Below are 18,720 nucleotides of genomic sequence, written 5' to 3'. Positions count from 1 at the left end.
GCAGCGATGTCGATCCGGCCGATCGTTGGCTTTCTGATATATTTGAACGCACTTTATTAGCCTCTCGCCACAAATCAGCCCCGATCACCTGTTCGGGCTTTCGCCGCCGCAATAGTCGCGGTCATGGCAACAGACAATTCCAAGATCGGGTCGGCGTAAAGGAATTGGTTACCATAATTCGGCATGCTTTCCGACAGTCGGCAATGTCACGACCGGACGCAGGTTTTGTGTCCCGGCGTAGGCACTTTTGTGAGCCGGCATGGTGCGTATGTAGTTTGGATAACGAGTATCATGGCGTTTGCGACCGAGACGTTCGGTAACTTCAATTCCCGTTCCGGGTATGCTCTGCGCCGGAAAAAATCCCGAGGGATCAGTCCGGGTACGGCCATCACCGGCGTCGCGGTGGTGGTGTTCGCATGGGTGGCCGCCACTTTGATGACCACGCAATCGATGGTTCTGTCTCTGCCCGGTGCCGATATTTCGTCGGAGACTTCGCTGACGCCGAGAGCATCCGCCTTCATCGTGCCACAGGGGAACATCCCACATGCGGCGCGCCTTGCCAGTCAGACCGTGCCCATGGGCGGAAGAATACGGGTAGGAGGTATGTCCGCCGACGAGAAGCGAGAAGCCATTGCACACTCCAAAGCGATCCTGGCGCGCGCACTGATCAAGCAGCAATTGGCGAGCGCGCTATCGCAGCAGGCCTCAGATCTCGCACGGGCTCAAACCGCGTCGGCCGTTGCCAAGAACGACGCACCGACCTCGCCGGAAACGGTCGTGCATCTGCGCGATGCCGAGGTTGCGCTGGGCAAACCCGCAATCCAGGCCGTAGGGCCAAATACGGCTGCTCTGGATCATCCGGGCAAGGACGGTCTGCCGGTCGCAGCGCCCGCAAGCGATGCACCGCCCACCGAGATGGCGTCGGCCGCCGGAACGATCGACCGCGCGGTTGCGGAGAGCCTCGCGACGACGGCTTCCAGCGATCTTGCATCGCAGCCTTTCAACATCATCCCGATGCCACGTCCGGACCTGGTGCCCGCCACAGATGGCGCATCATCGGACGCCGGAACCATCGATCTTGCGGAAGCGGAAGACATGTCGGCTGTCGAGGACTTACCTTCCGTCGTGCCGCTGCCGCGCCCGGCCCATGTTGTTGCAAGGGCCACCGCCTCGGACGCTGCCGACGAAGCTGACACGTCGCCGACGCAAGAGTTGGCCTATGCCAAGCCGGAAGAAGAGGTGAAGCGGTCGCGGCCGTTCCTCAACCCGTTCGCCGCCCTTACCCCGCGGGGCGGCACCGCCATCTACGATATTTCGGCCGGAACCGTCTACCTGCCGAGCGGCGAACGCCTCGAAGCGCATTCCGGCCTCGGCCACATGCGCGACAATCCTCGCTATGTCGACCGCAAAAACACCGGCCCGACGCCGCCTGAAACTTATAACCTGACCTATAGGGAAAGCCTGTTCCACGGCGTGCAGGCGCTGCGCCTGACGCCCGCAAACGGCGCCCGCGTCTATGGCCGCGTCGGCTTGCTGGCTCACACGTACATGCTCAGAAGCGGCCGTGGCGAATCGAATGGCTGCGTGGTCTTCAAGGATTACAGCCGCTTCCTGGCTGCCTTCAAGCGCGGCGAAATCAAGCGTATACAAGTGGTGGCGCGTCTGTCGTCGGCACCCAGCAATATTGCATCGCGCTGAGTTTTGCGAAACGGGAGCGAGGCGATTGTCCGCCTCAGTTCCTCACAGCGATGACTGTCTGATGCGGATATTCGCCATAGAAACCGCGCCAATTGGCGATGGCAAAGCCGAAGACGATGAGGGCGCCGGCCTGATGAGCCAATGCCAGGTGTAGCGGCACCTGCAGGAGCAACGTCGAAATGCCGAGGATCGCCTGGATCAACACTAGAACGAACAGCACGACCGAACGGCGGGCATGCGTCGTCTGCGCCGCAGCAAGCAGCGAGATGATCATGTTGATGGCAACCACGGTAAAAAGCGCATAGGCGCCGAGACGGTGGACATATTGCACCATCTTCGGGTTTTCGAAGAAATTGATCCAGCCCGGAGATTGCGCGAACAGCCCGCCCGGCACCACAGCGCCATCCATCAGCGGCCAGGTATTATAGGAGAGACCGGCGTCGAGGCCGGCAACCAGCGCGCCGAGATAGATCTGGAATAGCGCCATGAAGGTGATGAGGCCGGCAAGCTTTGCCGAATAACGCGTCGGCGCCGGGTCGTTGGAATGCGGCGACAGCGCGCGCATGAACCACATGCAGGCGGCAAAGATCAGGCAAGCGGTAACGAGATGAGTGGCGAGGCGATACTGGCTGACGTCGGTGCGCGCTTCGAGGCCGGACGAGACCATCCACCAGCCAATCGCCCCCTGCAGGCCGCCGAGCACGAAAATACCACCGAGCGGCAGCCATAGCTTGCGCTCAACGCGGCCGGTCAGAACGAAGAACAGCAACGGCAGGCCGAAGATGACACCCATGGCGCGGGCGAGCAGCCGATGGGCCCATTCCCACCAGAAGATGCCTTTGAACTCATCGACCGTCATATCCTTGTTCAACTGCTCGAACTGCGGGATGCGTTTATAGAGGTCGAATTCCTCCTGCCATTCCTGCGCATTGAGCGGCGGGATGACACCATGGATCGGCTGCCATTCGGTGATCGACAGGCCAGAATTGGTCAAACGCGTCGCTCCGCCGACGAGCACCAGGGCAAAGAGCGCCAAAAGCACACAGGCAAGCCAGATGCGGATAGCGCGGCGATTGCGGTCCTGGCGGGCCACTTCGTTCAAAACGGCCTGTTCCGACGTGAAATTAGCGACAACCATGGGATCTCCCTTCAATCCGGCTGTTGATTTGCCTGATAGGGGCGTGCAAAACAAGTCCCGAGACTTTGCGGCATGCCGTCGCGGCACGCCGTCGAGAGAGGAGAGACCAACCTTGCCCCTTCGCCTGCGCAAATTCATCGGCATGATCCTGCTCGTTCTGCTGGTCGTCATCTATGCGATCGTGGCGATGATCGTGGCGGTGCGCACGCTTGGCGACCAACCCGGCTGGGTACATTTCCTCTATTTCCTCATCAGCGGCATCATCTGGGTGCTACCGGCGATGGGCATCATCAAATGGATGGCCGGGCCTCGTCCACAATAGGCCCCACCTTATTCAAGCGATTTCGGATTTACTTAGGGATAACCGTGATCAACGGGAAACCTGTCTGATCATCTCGCCTTAAACCAAAAATAAGTCGCCTGCGCTGAAGACTGCGTGCAAATGCCGTCCGATTGGAGACGCCCAAATGCAGGCGCAGAAGATGCAAACGCAGAAGCTCGATATCGGAGCCATGCCCGTTGCGGCTGCGATAGGCGACGGCATGCGCCTCGACGTCTTCGACAGCATGGCACCGCTTGAGGCCGAATGGCGGGCGCTGGAACAAGACGATCTTGCCTCGCTACATCAGAGCTACGATTGGTGCGCCGCCTGGGTCGAGACCTTTGGGTATCCGCTGGCAATCATCCACGGCTCTTTCAACGACCGCACCGCCTTTATCCTGCCGCTCGAAATCATCCGCACCCAGGGTATCCGCCGTGCCGAATTCATCGGCGCGCGTCACAGCAACATCAATACCGGCCTGTTCTCCGGCGAATTTCTGGAAACAGCGGAGAATGGCCTGTCGGCAGCGCAGCAGGCAGAGATCGCGCAGGCATTGCGAGGCAAGGCCGACCTGATGGTTCTGCGCAACGTGCCGCTGGAATGGCGCGGCCGCAAAAGCCCCCTCGCCTCGATGCCGGCTATCGAGAACCAGAACCATGCCTTTCAATTGCCGTTCCTCGGCACTTTCGAAGCGTCGCTGAAGCAGGTCAATGCCAAGCGACGGCGCAAGAAATTCAAACATCAGACCCGCATTCTCAATGAAAAAGGCGGCTACGACTATGTGATCGCGGCCCCTGATGAGCGGGATGCCCTGCTCGATCTGTTCTTTCGGCAGAAAGCGGTGCGCTTCGAAGCGGCGGGCCTGCCGGATGTGTTTCAGGATGCGCCGACCCAAACAGTGCTGCACAGGCTGCTAGAGCTTGATAACAAGGAGCGATCCTATGCTGCGCTGGAAATGCACGCGCTGCGGCTGAAGGGTGAGCATGAGGGGCATATCCCTGCGGTCGCCGCTCTGTCACGCAAGGGCGATCATGTCATCTGCCAGTTTGCCTCGATCGACGAGACGCTGGTTGCCGAGGCGAGCCCTGGCGAACTGCTGTTCTGGCTGATGATCGAGCGGTTTCACCGCGAAGGTGTCAGCCTCTTCGATTTTGGCATCGGCGACCAGATCTACAAGCGCTCCTGGTGCCCGACAGAAACGACACAGCACGACCTGATCCTGCCGGTTTCGGGGATCGGCCATGCGGCGGCTTTCGCGCAACGGGGAGTGACGCGCGCCAAGGCGGCCATCAAGGCCAATCCGCAGCTCTATGGATTCATCCAGCGGCTGCGAGCGCGGCAAGGCGGCAGAGACGCCCCTGCGGCGGAGGCTGAGAAGGACTGATCAGGCGGCGTGCTGGCGCGCGTCAGGGCCATGTTCCTGACGCCAGCCGGACATCAGGATGATGTGCTCATAGCCGGCCTTCTGGAATTCCGTCATTGCCGTCATGAATTGGTTCTCGTCCGGCTCCGGCATGGAGAGGATGATTTCGGTATCCTTGCTGCGCGTCAGCCGGGCGACGCCCGAGACGTCCGCGGCGCCACACTCGACCAAGACGATATCATAGGCCGAGCCGAGTGCATCGAGGATGAGGGACAGGCGGTCGGCGCCGCGCATGGCCCGCCCGAGATCGCTGGTGCCTTGGGGCACGAGATGGGCATCGGAAAGACGGTCGGGATGAATGGTATCGGCAAAGGCGGCCTCGCCGCAAAGCAGATCGGTTACCCCGGAAAGGCCGGCAGTTTCGGCCATCAATCGCGACGGGCAGCCCGTTCCAGTCATATCGACCAGCACGATGCGGCGTCCGGCATCCGATATGGTGCGGGCCAGCATCACGGTCGCCGTGGATCCATTGTCGCCGGTCGGCGATATGGCGATGGCGAGGCGGGAGTCGCGTTCGATCAGATAATCGGCAACCGACTGGATGGAAAAATCCTCTTCGTCTTCCACCTCGTCGATGATCTCTTGTGGCCGATGACCAAGATCGACCGCTGCTTCCATCTCCCGCGCCAGTGCCTCGTCGGCAACGACGGAGAGCATGCTGGCGGGCACGTCTCCTCGACGGGATGCGGGAACGACTTTGGCGGGGACGCCGTCGATTACGGTTTCCGCAAGAGCGGCAGGTTCCTTCCGGGCCACGACTTCGGGCTCGAGCGGGCCAACCGGACGCAACGCACGGCCGCTGAAGAGTTCGGCCAGCATGATGACGATTGAGGTCAGAATGAAGGTTGCAAGCGTCGCGACGACGACGATCGGACCGATCTTCGGGAAATAGGGATCGACCGGTTCGACGGCCTGGGAGACCACGCGGGCATCCGCCGGGCTCGAATTCTTGTCGACGCGGGAAGCGGCTTCGCGGTAGCGGGCGAGATAGGTTTCCAGCAATTGCCGCTCAGCGGTCGCTTCGCGTTCCAGTGCGTTGAGGCCGACTTCATCTTCCCCTGCCCTGGCGCTATCAGCCTTCAACGTGTTCGACTGGCCGACGAGCTGCTGCTCGCGCAGTTGCGCCACCTTGGCTTCATTCTCGATGCTGGCAAGGATCTTCTTAGTTTCACGGTCGATCTGCTGGCGGATGTCGGCGAGCTGAGCGCGCAGGCTCCTCAGCCGCGGGTGGCCATCCATCAGCGTCGTGGAGAGATCAGAAATCTGCGATTCCAGATTGGACTCTGTCGCCTTCAGCCGCTGGATCGTCTGCGAGCCCGAAACATCGGCGAGCGTATCGGTGGAACGGCCGGTGGCCAGTGCGCTGCGAACGGCCTGGGCCCGTGCCTCGGCATTGGCCCTCTCGCCGCGCACCTGCGCCAGTTGGCCGGAAATGTCGGCAAGCTGCTGCGTCGCGAAGGTATTGTTATCGCTGGTTTGCAAGAGACCGTTGGCGGAGCGATAGTCGGCGACCTTCTTCTCGGCTTCGTTGACCTTGTTGCGCAGATTGGCGATCTCGGGCTCCAGCCAGCGGGTCGCCTCGGTATTGGAATCAAGCTTGGCACCGCTTTGCATCGACAGGTAGACCTGCGCCATAGCGTTCGGAACGCTGGCCGCCAAATCCGGAGCGCGGGAGGTGAAGCTGATACCAATGACGCGCGAGCTGTTGATCTGATAGACCTGAAGCTTACTGGTGAAGGCGTCGAGCATCCGCTCTTCCGGCGCCTTGTCGAGCGGGCTCTTTTTCAGGTGCAACATGACAAGAATGTCGGAAAACGCCGAGCTCTTGGTGGCGGCATCGAACTCCGGGCGCTCGTAGAGCTTCAGGTTGGTAATCACCTGCTTGATGAGATCGGCCGATTGCAAGATCTGCACCTGGCTGGCGATGTTGAGTTCATCGAGCAGCGGACCGGAGCTGGCATCATTGTTCTGCGTCGTGGTCGCAAAGGCCGGCGCACGCTGTTCGATCAGAATGCGCGTTTCGCTGCGATATTCCGGCGAGACGATCTTGGCAACGGCAAATGCCAGACAAGCGCCGACCAGAGTGATGGCGATGACGCGTACCCGGCGCTGCCAAACGGCGCGAAAAAGCTGCGCTAGGTCAATATCGACATCCTGCTGGCTGCTGTTGACGCCGGGCATACACAAGAACTCCGTAATATAAAGCCGATTGAAGTGTAAACGACTATGGTAACCCAAGCGTTAATTGTATTTTTCATGTATTATTTTCGAGTTACCTAATAAAGAATGTAGAATTTTTCTTGCCCTTTACCGACCGTTAACCCTAACGGATCGATAACGGCGCTAGTGATTTTCCTCTCCTGAGAGCGCGAAATGCCCTTCGCAACGCCAAAGATTGTCCTGGCACTCGGCATGGCTGCCGTGAGCGCTGCGCTCAGTGGCTGCAATACCTATCAGCCGGCGCCGAAAGCCTTCAGTGAAGCAACGATTCAGCCTTATACGCTTGACAGCGGCGACCGCCTGCGCGTCACCGTGTTCGACCAGGAAGGCTTGACGAATACCTATACAGTCGATCAGGCCGGTTATATCGCCTTCCCGCTGATCGGCCAGGTCCCTGCCCGCGGCCGTACGCTGCAGCAGCTTTCCGGCCAGATCGCGCAGAAACTTCGCCAGGGCTATATCCGCGATCCCGATGTCACCATCGACATCGATCGCTATCGCTCCGTCTATATCATGGGTGAAGTCGGCCAGCCCGGTCAGTATTCCTACGTGCCCGGCATGACGATACAGAATGCCATCGCTGTTGCCGGCGGCTTTACCAGCCGCGCGAACCAGTCAAATGCCGACGTTACCCGCAAGATCAATGGTCATGTCATGACCGGACGGGTCGGCATCTCCGATCCGGTGCTGGCAGGCGACACGATCTACGTCCGCGAACGGCTATTCTGACCGCCCCGATCATGGCTAGACCGCTCCGCATCCTTCATTGCTTCAGATCTCCGGTCGGCGGGATATTCCGCCATGTCCGCGATCTGGCGGAGGAACAGAGCAAGGCGGGACATGCGGTCGGCATTCTCTGCGACAGCCTTACCGGCGGGGCGCATGAGGACCGGCTGTTCGACGATGTCAGACCTTTCCTGTCGCTCGGCGTGACGCGCCTGCCGATCCGGCGCCAGATTAGCCTGTCGGACGCCACGACGCTCTGGGACAGCTACAACAAAGTCAAAAGTTTGCGGCCGGATGTGCTGCATGGGCATGGCGCCAAGGGCGGCCTGCTTGCGCGCATCATCGGCTCAGCCTTGCGGGTGAACAGGTATCGCGTTGCCCGCCTTTATACTGCGCATGGAGGCAGCTTGCATTTCTCGCGCGCCTCGCCCCAAGGCATGCTGGTGCACAGCTTGGAGCGGATGCTGGAGTTTCTGACCGACGGACTGATCTTCATCTGCGAATTCGAGCGCCGAAGTTACGAAAGCAAGATCGGCAAGCCGCGGACGCGCACCGCAATGATCTACAACGGCATCAGTGGGCGCGATTTCCGGAACATACCCACACGATCTGACTCTGTGCATTTCGTCTATATCGGCATGCTGCGGGACCTGAAGGGTCCCGATCTGTTTGTGGAAGCCTTCGCCAAGACCGAACGGCGGATCGGCCGGCCTTTGTCCGCATTGATGATCGGCGACGGACCGGACAAGGACAAATACCGTACTATGATGATACAGCGTGGCCTTGGTCACCGCATCGGCATGCTGCCCGCCATGCGCGTGCATGAGGCCTTCGCCATGTCGCAGAATGTCGTCGTTCCCTCACGCGCCGAAGCCATGCCCTATATCGTGCTGGAGGCTCTCGCTGCCGAGAAGACGGTGATCGCCTCGCGCGTCGGCGGCATTGCCGAAGCGCTTGGCGAGCAAAGCCCTGCGCTTGCCGAAGCAGGCGATGCCGACGATCTCTCCCGTGTCATGGCGGCGGCAATCAGCGAGCCGCAATGGCGTCAGCACACCATGCCGAAAATCGAGACGATCCGGTCGGCATTTTCGGCGTCCGTCATGGCGAAGGAAACTATAGACCTATATTATGATATACTTGAATTGGGCGGCAAACATTAGAATACAATCAAGTGTTGTAAACGTTTATTAGCTCATATCTGTTAGGCCATCTCCGGTAACGACCGGATGAATTGCCATGAACCATATTGAAGAGTCCTCGCAATTTAACTTGGACAATATTCGCAAGCAGGTCTCGGAAATTCGCACTCGCGGCACTGAGGAACAGAGCGGCGATCATCAGGCCGGCGACATCAACGCCTATGCCCGCCAGATCGCCGAACAATTTCGCGAGAGCAATCAGACGCCGGCCATCATCATCGGGCAATACCGGCTTTTCGAATTCCTGTCGTTGCTTGCCGTGGGGCTGGCGGTTCTCTTCTTCCAGACCACGCCCGGCGCCCATCCCTTCCTGTCGCAGGCGGCGGTGACGATCGCGCTTTGCGGTCTCGCCATCGTCTTCCTGCAGGTGGCCGACGCCTATCAGATCCCGATACTGCGCGCGCCGCATCGTTTCCCGCAGCGTATCCTGGTGTCATGGGTGGCCGCGTTTGCTGTGATGGTTCTTGCCCTCCTGCCCTTCGACGTCAACCATATCTATTCGATCCGCGCTCTCGGGATCTGGCTTGCCGCCGGCACAATCTTCCTCGTCGCCGCACGTGCCGTGTTCGCCTATGGCATCCGCAACTGGGCCCGCAACGGTCTCATGGAGCGGCGCGCCGTCATCGTTGGCGGCGGTGAACCGGCCAAGGAGTTGATCCGCGCGCTGGAGCATCAGTCTGACAACGATATCCGCATCTGCGGCATCTTCGATGATCGCGGCGAGAAACGTTCGCCGGTGATGGTCGCCGGTTACCCGAAACTCGGCACTGTCGCCGAGCTGGTGGAATTCGCCCGGCTAACGCGCATCGACATGCTGATCATCGCGCTGCCGATCAGCGCCGAGGATCGCATTCTGCAGCTTCTCAGGAAGCTTTGGGTGCTGCCCGTCGACATTCGCCTGGCAGCGCATGCCAATAAGTTGCGCTTCCGCCCGCGCTCTTATTCCCATGTCGGCGCGGTGCCGATGCTCGATATCTTCAACAAGCCGATCCGTGATTGGGACGGCGTCGCCAAGCGCATTTTCGATGTCTTCTTCAGCCTGCTCGCGCTCTGCCTGCTCTGGCCGATCATGCTCGGAGCCGCAATTGCCGTGAAGGCGACATCGAAGGGACCGGTCTTCTTCATGCAGAAGCGCCACGGCTTCAACAACGAGATCATCAACGTCTTCAAGTTCCGCTCGATGTACACCAACATGAGCGACCCGACGGCCCGCATTGCCGTGACGAAGAACGATCCCCGGGTGACACCGGTCGGACGTTTCATCCGCAAGACCTCGATCGACGAATTGCCGCAGCTCTTCAACGTGCTGCTCGGCAATCTGTCGCTCGTCGGCCCGCGCCCGCATGCCGTATTGGCGGCGAGCCACAATCGCATTTATGCCGATGTGGTCGAAGGCTATTTCGCCCGCCATCGCGTCAAGCCCGGCGTCACGGGCTGGGCACAGATCAACGGCTGGCGCGGCGAGATCGACAGCGATGACAAGATCAAGTTCCGCACGGCTTACGATCTCTACTATATCGAGAACTGGTCGCTGTATTTCGATCTGAAAATCCTGTGGCTGACTCCCTTCCGCCTCCTCAACACGGAAAACGCCTATTGACCGCGATCGATCTCCCCTATCGGCGCGTCGACCGACCTCAGCTCGCAGCATTGCGGCTGGTCCGCACGGCTTGCGTTGCTTTCGGGGTCTTTCTATCGGGCTTCGTCATCGCCGAACCGGCGCCCTATGAGCTATGGGTCGCCTTTCTCATCGGCACCTGGTTCATCCTTGGGCTGAAGATCTCACGCAATGTCGCGCCGCTTCTGGCGCTGTTCCTGACGTTCAACGTCGGCGGCATGCTGTCGCTGACGCAGATGCGCGACCTCGGGGCAAACTCCCATCTCGACGGACCGATCTATGTGGCCGTTTCCACCTTCCTGGCGCTGAGCTCGGTCTTCTATGCCGCGATTATCGAAGACAGCGAAAAGCGGTTGAAGCTAATCTTCAACACCTGGGTAGTCGCCGCGCTGATTACGGCAAGCCTCGGCATTCTCGGCTATTTCCACGCCTTTCCAGGCGCTGAAATCTTCACCCGCTATGACCGCGCCATGGGCGTATTCCAGGACCCCAATGTCTTCGGTCCCTACCTGGTGACACCGAGCATCTATCTCATGCACGGCATCCTGATCGGCGACCTGAAGAAGGCGCCGATCAAGGCGCTCTGCCTGTTCGTGCTGGCCTTCGGCATCTTTCTCTCCTTCTCTCGCGCCGCATGGGGCTTGTTCTCCTTCGCGTCGGCGATGCTGATCTTTTGCATGCTGCTGCAGCACCGCAGCAATGCCTTCCGGCTGCGCATTCTGGTGATGTCTTTGGCGGCAATCATTTTCATGGTCCTGCTCCTGGTCGTCGCGCTGCAGTTCCATCAGGTGAGCGACCTGTTCTCGACGCGCACCCAGCTCGTGCAGGATTATGATGGCGGTCATCTCGGTCGTTTCGAGCGCCATCGCATCGGATTCATGCTGTCGATGGAAAGGCCGCTCGGCATCGGCCCGCTCGTCTTTTCCACCCTGTTTCGCGAGGACGAGCACAATATCTGGCTGAAGACGCTGACCACCTATGGCTGGCTCGGCTTCTTCTGCTGGGTCAGCATGATCTGCTGGACCATCTATATCGGCTTCCGCAACTTTTTGAAGGACCGGCCCTGGCAGCCCTACTTGACGATCGCCTGGATCGTCATTCTCGGCCATGTCGGCATCGGCAATGTCATCGACACCGATCATTGGCGCCATCTCTACATGCTGATCGGCATCGTCTGGGGCTGCGGGGCACTCGAGCAACAGTATCAGCGTAGCTTGGCCCGAAGGGAAGCAGCATCGTGAACATGAATGTCGGCATCAAACGCCTGTCGCTGCTGCAAGTTCTCGAACCAAGCGGCGGCGGTTCCGGGCGGCACTTCCTCGATCTCTGCCGCGCCATGCAGCGCCGCGGCCATTCGGTGACGGCGATCTATTCGCCTTTGCGCGCCGAAGCAGCTTTCGTCGCCGAATTGGAGGGGATGGGCCTCGACAGCGTCATCTCTCTTGCCATGCGGCGCGCGCCGGGACCTTGGGATATCACCGCTTGGTGGCAAATTCGGAAAATCGTCGCACAGCACGGGCCGTTTCATCTCATTCATGGCCACAGCTCCAAGGCCGGAGCGCTGACGCGGCTGAGATTACCAGGCCCGCATATCCCGGTGCTTTACACCCCGCACGCCTTCCGCACCATGGACCCGACACTCGGAAGCCGGGGCCGGATGATCTATGGCGGCATCGAGAGGCTGCTTGGTAACTGGCTGTCCGACCGCCTGATCTGCGTGTCCCGCGATGAATATAATCATGCGCTGTCGATCGGTATTCCGGAGGGGCGGCTGCGGATCGTCGTCAACGGCGTCAGCGCCCCGCCATCCGGTCAGCGCGCCGCCATCCGTGCGCGTTATGGAATACCGCAGGACGCCCTGCTCTTCGGTTTCGTCGGCCGGCTGACGCCGCAGAAAGCGCCGGAGCGGCTGGTCGAAGCTTTTGCCCGCGTCGCCAAAGACTTACCACAGGCGCGCCTGCTGATGATTGGCATCGGCGAACTGGCCGAGACCGTCGGCAGCATGATCAAGGCCGCCGGCCTCGAAGATCGCGCCCATCTCGATAGCTCTATTCCCGGCGCCACCGCGGTCGACGCCTTCGATGTCGTCGTCATGCCGAGCCGCTACGAGGCCATGTCCTATGTCATGCTGGAAGCTGCCGCCGGCGGCAAGCCGCTGCTGCTGACCGATGTCGGCGGCGCACGCACCGTGATCGAGCCCGGCAAGAACGGCTATATCGTCGCCAACAGCGACGACCCCGCAGAACTGGCCGCGGCGATGATGCGCTTTGCCGATCCCAAATTGCTGCGCAGCTTCACCACCGAGGCCCGGCGACGCAAGGACGGCTATACGCTCGCCGGCATGGCGGATGCGACGGAGGCAATCTACTTCGAATTGCTCGGCCATCGCGTCCCTAACTTCCTGAGAACGCCGGAAAAAGTGGCGCTGCGCAGCGCGTCCTGAAGCAAGCGACGGGAATGCAACCACATCTCAAATTTGCGCATGATCCGATCCGAAAATCGGTTCCGATTTTCAGATTTATGCGCTAAATTTCAGTCATGACCACATCAGCGCAACTACGCGGCGCACGCGCCATGCTCGGACTGACAATAGAAACGCTTGCCGTCGAGAGCAAATTGTCCGTAACGACGATTGAAACGCTGGAAGAGGACGTCAGTTCGGGGGATGCCAAGGCGTTGGTCGCCTTGCGTACCGCCCTCGAAGCCCGCGGCATATCGTTCATCGCCAGCGGGAGCGACGAAGCCGGCGGCGCCGGCATCCGCTTCAAGCATTGGGCGGAAGATGGCGGCATCCGGCCGGAAAACCTGAACGCCACCAACGACGATTGAGGCTTACGCCAGGCCCCAGTTCCGAACCAGTTGCTCTGGCGCGGAGAGAGCAGCGCGCAAGATGAAGCGTTCGGTATCGTTGGCCGGCTCCCTGCCCTCGGCGATGGGACCAATCGGCAAGCCATGGCCGAAATCGTTCAAAGTCACCAGTTCCAGCACGATATCGCCATAGTCGTTACGCCATTCGCGCCGCTCGCCGCCTTCGAACAGGCGCAACCGGCCCTTGGTCTGCGGCCGCCCATGCACGGCCAGCCACTGCGCCACCGACGCTTCGGCATTGCCGAACGAAACGACGCCGTCATCGGTCCCATGCCAGATGGAGACCGCCGGAAAACGGGTGGCATCCGGCGAGGCTTCGCGGACGAGTTCGGCCCATTTTTCGGCCGGGCGCGCGGCGGCTCTCTTCATCACATCCAGCGCAGACATGGCATCGCGGGCGGCACCGAAAGGTAAGCCGCCGATGACGGCGCCGGCAGCAAACAGCTCCGGATAGGTGGCGAGCAGCGCCGACGCCATGGCGCCGCCGGCCGACAGGCCCATGACGAAGATCTTGCTGTCGTCGATATCATGCAGCCGGCGGCTGAAATCGATCATCTCGCGGATCGAACCCAGCTCGCCGCGATCGCGCGTCACCAGGCTCGGGCGGAACCAATTGAAACAGAGATTGGCATTGTTGGCCGGCTTCTGCCCGGCATAAAGCACGGCGAAACCGTGCTGGCGCGCCAGGGCCGTCCAGCCGCTGGCGCGATCGAAATCCTCGGCATTCTGGTGACAGCCATGTAAGACGACGACCAGCGGCATCGGACCTTGGACACCTGCCGGCACATATTCCAGCATGCGCAGATCGCCAGGGTTGCGCCCAAACCACAGGACCTCCGTCAGACGCTGCGGCACTAGCTGCGTGGAGACGCGCCGGCGTGCCGGCTGCGATCGCGGCCGCGTCACGGGGAATTTGAGCTGTGGCAGCTCAACGGAATCAACGAGCAAACGGCGAAGCCGGCTCGGAACTTTGAAATTCATCATGGACCTTTCAAATTATCCGCGCCCACCGTAGTTGATTTCATTTGGCGGGCGGGCCGCACATCGACCCCGCGGGGCAACGAGATCGAGTAATCGACTCTCCTTGTGCGATGCAGCAAATATAAGGCAGCGACGCAGGTTCGAGCAGGCACAATGCGTCATTGCTGCTATGTGAAATCGGCTTAAAGCGATCAGATGATTGAAGAAAAAAGCGTCAGAGATAGGCTTTCGCAAGCGCAAGAAGCTTTGCATCTTCTTTCACGCCCTGGCGATAGAGCTGAATCATCAGGGCACCCAGGCGTTCGCCCTCCTGGCTGCGGGGACTAATGCCGCGATCCATGCAGACGGCATCCAACACCTTTTCCAAACGATCCAGATCGTCGGAAAACAGGGGTAGATCCTGCGGGTGAATGGAGGTTTCTAACATGGCGCCGCCTCGTCCGTCGGGCCGCACGCAAATACGGTCGCCGGTGCCCGTTTGTTTAACCGACGATACAGAAAGTGACTATGCGCCCTGCCCGGAGGCTTGGCAAGCAAGGTTTTGTGGGAACGGCTCTTTATCTCGAAGCACTCTGACTCCGAGGAATATGCTCGCAATTCTCACAAGACTACAATTTTAAGTTACGCCATCACCAAGCCTTCACCGATGCCTGACATAAAGGACAAGAAACGGAGGCTTCCTGATGAACAAACGTCTGATCTCGGCGACACTTTGCATGCTTCTGCTCGGCGCCGCGGCGCCGGCCTCTTCGCAGTCCCTTTCGGCGTTGCCGCTGCGCAACCCGCGCCAGGTTCCCGATGGCTATATCTCCGTGCAATCCGGGATATCGCTTTCCGTCCCGATCACGGATGGCAGCGATGAAAAACAGCAGCAGGATGCGATCAAATCCTTCTATCGCATCGCCGCCAGCAACTGCACCGTGCTGCTCGATACTATTGCCGACGATTGCCAGATCAACGCGCTTTCCAGCAACACCGATGTCACCAATATGGACGGTCGCGGGCCGAAGCTGACAGTGCGCGGCCAGATCACGATGGCTGTCAAGCTGAAGCCTACCGCCGGCGCCGCGAAGTGAATAAAGGTTCCGCTTAGGCATCCGGCAGCAGGGAAGCCAACGGATCGGTAAGAAATCTTGGCGATAATTTCCTCGCAATTGAGGAATGAAGCCATGGCAAAAACGAAACGACGCACGCGGCGCAAGCCGCAAGCTAAAGCGGGCAATTCGATGTGGCTGTGGGGCACGGTCGGTCTGGCCGCCATAGCAGGCATTTTCGCCTATGAGCATCGCCGGGATATGCCTTCGTTGCAGGGCTATGCCGGCGCCGCCGCCGTTCGGCACGTGCCGCAGGACGCGCCGTTGCCGACGGCCAAGCCGAAGCCCAAAATGGTTGCCGTCGTTCCCGAACACCCGACCTCGGCGCTGCCGGTCCCGCCAAACGTTATTCCCGTTGCCGTGCCGGCGGATCGGACGCTGGCCGCTGCCCCGCCTGAAGCCGCCGGACGATTCGGCCTGTGCGGCGGCGAAACCGGCATCAACTGCGTCGTCGACGGCAACACCTTCTGGCAGAATGGAATCAAAATCCGCCTGGCGGATATCGATGTCCCTGACATCGAGCCCTCGCATTGCGCCGGCGAGCGGCAAAAAGCCACCGCCGCGAAGCTGCGACTGCAAGCCCTTCTCAACCGCGACACCTTCGTGCTCTCCGCCAGCGGGCGGGGTGACGATCAACAGGGTAGCAAATTCCGCATCGCCATGCGGGCCGGCCGATCCATCGGCGATCAAATGGTTGCGGAAGGACTGGCCCGCCGCTGGACGGGGCAGACAACATCGTGGTGCAGCTAAATCAATGAAAATTTGATTGGGAGTTCAAGGAGATAAATGGTCGGGGCGACTGGACTCGAACCAGCGACCCCTTGACCCCCAGTCAAGTGCGCTACCGGGCTGCGCTACGCCCCGACCTGCCGAAAAGGCTTGATTGCATTAGTCTGTCGGGCATGGCAGCGCAAGAGGTAAAATCGCACGTCGGGATAAAAACGGCATCAAGAGCGAGAAAAATTCTCGCTCTGCCGATCACCTGCATACGCGCCGAGGCCCGTGGCTAGGTTGGTATGTGTTGTCCGAGACGCGGTAGGACGGGTAGCGGTCGGCGCAGGCTTGCGCATGGCTGTCGTAGTAGCCTTCCGTGCGCTGCCTGTTGAAAAGCGTGCCGGTCACGAAGGATTTGAACAACACACCGCTGTCGGAATCATCCTCATAGTAACCGTCGAAGCCATGGTACTTATGGCCGCCGCGCCAATGGTTATGGCTGTGGCCATGCCCATGGTCGTGGACCTGAATGATATCGGATTGCTCCGGCACCGAGAGCGTGGGCATGGTGATGGCGCCGGCGGGCACAGCGGCGCTTGCTGCCAATAACAGACCAAAACCCAAGGCCGCTGCCGATCTTTTGATCGTACGCATGTGCAACTCCTTCGAATTCCAGCAGCAGCAAGCTCAACTTCGTAAGAGCCTTGCCGCCGACCACTCCGGCATTAGCTTTATATAGTGGCTTTGAACCAAGCTCACAGATGCCTTGCCGTCTTCCAGGCGGATTTTTCATTGAATAAGAAGTGATTAGAAAGTTACGGCGATGAAGCTCCTGATTGCCTTGCTGCTGTGCGGACCTTTGCTTGCCGCATGCACGACGACCAACCAATCCCTGCAGCCGATTCCCGGCAGCATCACCTATGGCGGCCAGCCGCATTTGAAGCTGACGCTATCGCCTCCGGGCACCCGATTGCCGCACCATTTCGTCAATCAGTGGGGCCAGGATGTCTATGAAACTTACATCATCCAGCCCGATCGCAGCCTGAAGCTCGTGAGTAGGGAAGAGATAACCCGGCCGTTCTAGCAGCGGCGGCACCCATCAACAAAAAACTCCGCCGGCGCAACACCGGCAGAGTTTTCATTTTTCGGCGAGATGATAGCCGTGGTGGTAGTGATTGTCGCTGACCGCAGCGCCGACGAGGACGTCGCCCGCTTTCGGTCGAAGATCGCTTCCGCTTAGAAATTCCGTTCGAAACGGAGGATGCCGGCGACCGTATCATCACTGATGAAGTCATAGTGCATGTAGGTCAATTCCGGCTCGATGAGCAGATCCTTGACCGGATTGAACTTGACGTTGGTGGTGGCCTCGAAAATCTTCGACTCGGTGTAGGCAAGCTGCAGGTTCCACTTCAGCTTTTCGTTGATGGGCACGCCCACGCCGCCCCATACGGCCCAGTCACCCCAGCCGCACTTTGCCCCGTGAACGACACCATCTGACGTCGTGCAGGCCGATTCATCCTGATAGGAGCCGGCATACTGGTTGAGCTTGTCACCATCCGTATTCCAACCGCCCATCAGGAATGCTTCCACGCCGCCGAACTTGGCATCGATGCGGGCCTTGATGGCACCCTCCTCGACGATTGAGTCATAACCACCGACGATTTTGAAGCCGAGGTTGCCGGTCGTGTAGCCCAAACCTGCAACAACGTCCGGCAAATAATGATCGGCCTTGGAGGTTACCCAAGCACCGCCATAGCTATCGGAATCCGATGTCGAGTTGCTGTCTTCCAGCGAAATGACGCCGGTGAAGCCGTTGCCGGCGTCATAGTTGTACGTCAACTGGTTGAGCTCATAGGGGCCGTCATAGATCGCATCGTCGTTGATGACGTCGCCGGCGTAACCGGCATAGAGGTTATACTGCGAATCGAGCTTGCCGACGGTGAAGCCGCCAAGGCTGATATTGGCAAACAGCAGCTTCGACGCGGTATCGCCTCCATCGTTCCATTCCCATCGCAGGATAAGATTTGTCTTCAGAGGACCGTATTCCGTGTCCGTCGCCGTATCGACCTTGAGCTCCGCGCGGTCATGCCAGAGCGTGCCGACCCTGCTGTTCGGATTATAGGCATCGTACCATTGGCCTTCCGTACGAACTTTGCCGCCGATCTTGAGGCAGGTTTCCGTGCCTGGAATGAAGAAATAGCCGGTGCCGTAGGCGTCGCAAATGCGCACATATTCCAGCGGCTCGGGTTCTGCCGCGACAACGGCGTCTGCCGCATGGGCACCGCTCACCGATGCCAATGCGGCGGCGGAGCCGAGAAGAAGGCTCTTGATGTTCATGGTGTCTCCATTCGAATATCCACCAGGATGGCTTTGCGGCGGGTGGTATCGGGCCGTGCCATAACCTGATTTAAGTCCCCTCATCTCGAGGGCGAAGCAACGAAGCTTCATCGCCGAAGCTGGACCCGGTATCGGGAGCTTGCAAGTTAATAAGCAGAGCAAACCAATCGTCACATTAATGTCGAATTCCATACGTGACAAAAATAACACTTACATTTGCTCAGTCGTCTGGCAAATGCTCGACATCCACATCTAAGAACTGACCCGGTTCAGCCAGCACGTATTTTAGCTGTATTGAATGACAGCAATAAATAATTACAATCCGCCGGTCGGGATTACCATCGTCTGCTGCAACCGGAACGGTGCAGATGACCAGATCAGC

General features: G+C 59.7%; 18 protein-coding genes and 1 tRNA gene. 12 read left to right on the top strand and 7 right to left on the bottom strand.

The genetic code is table 11. The features are described from left to right. Window positions 1-291 precede the first annotated feature (291 nt). Window positions 292-1,698 (top strand): tlde1 domain-containing protein, encoded by a 1,407-nt coding sequence (locus NXC24_RS06995; protein WP_104822648.1) that lies wholly within the window; start codon window positions 292-294, stop codon window positions 1,696-1,698. A gap of 34 nt (window positions 1,699-1,732) precedes the next feature. Here NXC24_RS06995 and NXC24_RS06990 read toward each other — a convergent pair whose 3' ends face one another. After that, window positions 1,733-2,836, bottom strand: coding sequence for a COX15/CtaA family protein (locus NXC24_RS06990; RefSeq protein ID WP_104822647.1), 1,104 nt, complete (start codon window positions 2,834-2,836; stop codon window positions 1,733-1,735). A 112-nt stretch (window positions 2,837-2,948) separates the two neighbouring features. Between NXC24_RS06990 and NXC24_RS06985 the strand changes: the two genes are divergently transcribed. After that, entirely contained in the window at window positions 2,949-3,158 is a 210-nt protein-coding gene (locus NXC24_RS06985) for a DUF2842 domain-containing protein (RefSeq protein ID WP_104822646.1), read from the top strand. 145 nt (window positions 3,159-3,303) lie between these two features. Further along, on the top strand, window positions 3,304-4,542 hold the full coding sequence (locus tag NXC24_RS06980; RefSeq protein ID WP_245463940.1) for a GNAT family N-acetyltransferase: 1,239 nt from the start codon (window positions 3,304-3,306) through the stop codon (window positions 4,540-4,542). Here NXC24_RS06980 and NXC24_RS06975 read toward each other — a convergent pair whose 3' ends face one another. Beyond that, complete coding sequence (locus NXC24_RS06975; protein ID WP_104822645.1) at window positions 4,543-6,762, bottom strand: Wzz/FepE/Etk N-terminal domain-containing protein; 2,220 nt, start codon at window positions 6,760-6,762, stop codon at window positions 4,543-4,545. Between the two features lie 192 nt (window positions 6,763-6,954). On the opposite strand from NXC24_RS06975, the gene NXC24_RS06970 reads away from it, so the two are divergent. From NXC24_RS06970 to NXC24_RS06945, 6 genes are all read left to right on the top strand, one after another. Beyond that, complete coding sequence (locus NXC24_RS06970) at window positions 6,955-7,530, top strand: polysaccharide biosynthesis/export family protein (RefSeq protein WP_104822644.1); 576 nt, start codon at window positions 6,955-6,957, stop codon at window positions 7,528-7,530. An 11-nt stretch (window positions 7,531-7,541) separates the two neighbouring features. Then, the gene (locus NXC24_RS06965) at window positions 7,542-8,687 is read left to right on the top strand and encodes a glycosyltransferase family 4 protein (protein WP_104822643.1); all 1,146 of its coding nucleotides are present in this window, start codon (window positions 7,542-7,544) and stop codon (window positions 8,685-8,687) included. 76 nt (window positions 8,688-8,763) lie between these two features. Next, window positions 8,764-10,326, top strand: coding sequence for an undecaprenyl-phosphate glucose phosphotransferase (locus NXC24_RS06960; RefSeq protein ID WP_104822642.1), 1,563 nt, complete (start codon window positions 8,764-8,766; stop codon window positions 10,324-10,326). After that, window positions 10,323-11,585 (top strand): O-antigen ligase family protein, encoded by a 1,263-nt coding sequence (locus NXC24_RS06955; RefSeq protein WP_104822641.1) that lies wholly within the window; start codon window positions 10,323-10,325, stop codon window positions 11,583-11,585. Before NXC24_RS06960 ends, NXC24_RS06955 begins: the two co-directional genes overlap by 4 nt. Window positions 11,586-11,587: 2 nt before the next feature. After that, window positions 11,588-12,787 carry a glycosyltransferase gene (locus tag NXC24_RS06950; protein WP_104822640.1) on the top strand — a complete coding sequence of 400 codons (1,200 nt, stop codon included), beginning with the start codon at window positions 11,588-11,590 and terminating at the stop codon, window positions 12,785-12,787. Window positions 12,788-12,882: 95 nt separating this feature from the next. Continuing rightward, window positions 12,883-13,173 carry a DNA-binding protein gene (locus NXC24_RS06945; RefSeq protein ID WP_104822639.1) on the top strand — a complete coding sequence of 97 codons (291 nt, stop codon included), beginning with the start codon at window positions 12,883-12,885 and terminating at the stop codon, window positions 13,171-13,173. Window positions 13,174-13,176: 3 nt separating this feature from the next. Here the strand turns inward: NXC24_RS06945 and NXC24_RS06940 are convergent, their stop codons facing one another. After that, complete coding sequence (locus NXC24_RS06940; RefSeq protein ID WP_245463939.1) at window positions 13,177-14,196, bottom strand: PHB depolymerase family esterase; 1,020 nt, start codon at window positions 14,194-14,196, stop codon at window positions 13,177-13,179. A 211-nt stretch (window positions 14,197-14,407) separates the two neighbouring features. Beyond that, window positions 14,408-14,620: a hypothetical protein gene (locus NXC24_RS06935; protein WP_104822638.1), complete on the bottom strand. Its 213-nt coding sequence runs from the start codon at window positions 14,618-14,620 to the stop codon at window positions 14,408-14,410. A 256-nt stretch (window positions 14,621-14,876) separates the two neighbouring features. Here NXC24_RS06935 and NXC24_RS06930 point away from each other — a divergent pair, with 256 nt between their 5' ends. Both NXC24_RS06930 and NXC24_RS06925 read left to right on the top strand, forming a co-directional pair. Then, a complete protein-coding gene (locus NXC24_RS06930) occupies window positions 14,877-15,269 on the top strand; it encodes a hypothetical protein (protein ID WP_104822637.1) in 393 nt (130 codons plus the stop codon). 93 nt (window positions 15,270-15,362) lie between these two features. Then, a complete protein-coding gene (locus tag NXC24_RS06925) occupies window positions 15,363-16,037 on the top strand; it encodes a hypothetical protein (protein ID WP_104822636.1) in 675 nt (224 codons plus the stop codon). Between the two features lie 37 nt (window positions 16,038-16,074). Here the strand turns inward: NXC24_RS06925 and NXC24_RS06920 are convergent. Then, a tRNA-Pro gene (locus NXC24_RS06920) sits at window positions 16,075-16,151 on the bottom strand. A gap of 114 nt (window positions 16,152-16,265) precedes the next feature. Continuing rightward, window positions 16,266-16,655 carry a BA14K family protein gene (locus NXC24_RS06915; protein WP_104822635.1) on the bottom strand — a complete coding sequence of 130 codons (390 nt, stop codon included), beginning with the start codon at window positions 16,653-16,655 and terminating at the stop codon, window positions 16,266-16,268. A gap of 169 nt (window positions 16,656-16,824) precedes the next feature. On the opposite strand from NXC24_RS06915, the gene NXC24_RS06910 reads away from it, so the two are divergent. Beyond that, window positions 16,825-17,085, top strand: a complete 261-nt coding sequence (locus tag NXC24_RS06910; RefSeq protein ID WP_104822634.1) for a hypothetical protein — start codon at window positions 16,825-16,827, stop codon at window positions 17,083-17,085. 152 nt (window positions 17,086-17,237) lie between these two features. On the opposite strand, the gene NXC24_RS06905 is transcribed toward NXC24_RS06910, so the two are convergent. Further along, window positions 17,238-18,338, bottom strand: coding sequence for a porin (locus NXC24_RS06905; RefSeq protein WP_104822633.1), 1,101 nt, complete (start codon window positions 18,336-18,338; stop codon window positions 17,238-17,240). Window positions 18,339-18,720: the final 382 nt, after the last annotated feature.

Origin of the sequence: Rhizobium sp. NXC24 (genome assembly GCF_002944315.1) — a bacterium.
Lineage (GTDB): Bacteria > Pseudomonadota > Alphaproteobacteria > Rhizobiales > Rhizobiaceae > Rhizobium.
Note: the sequence above shows the minus strand (reverse complement) of the source record. Positions and strands in the feature narration are given on the sequence as shown.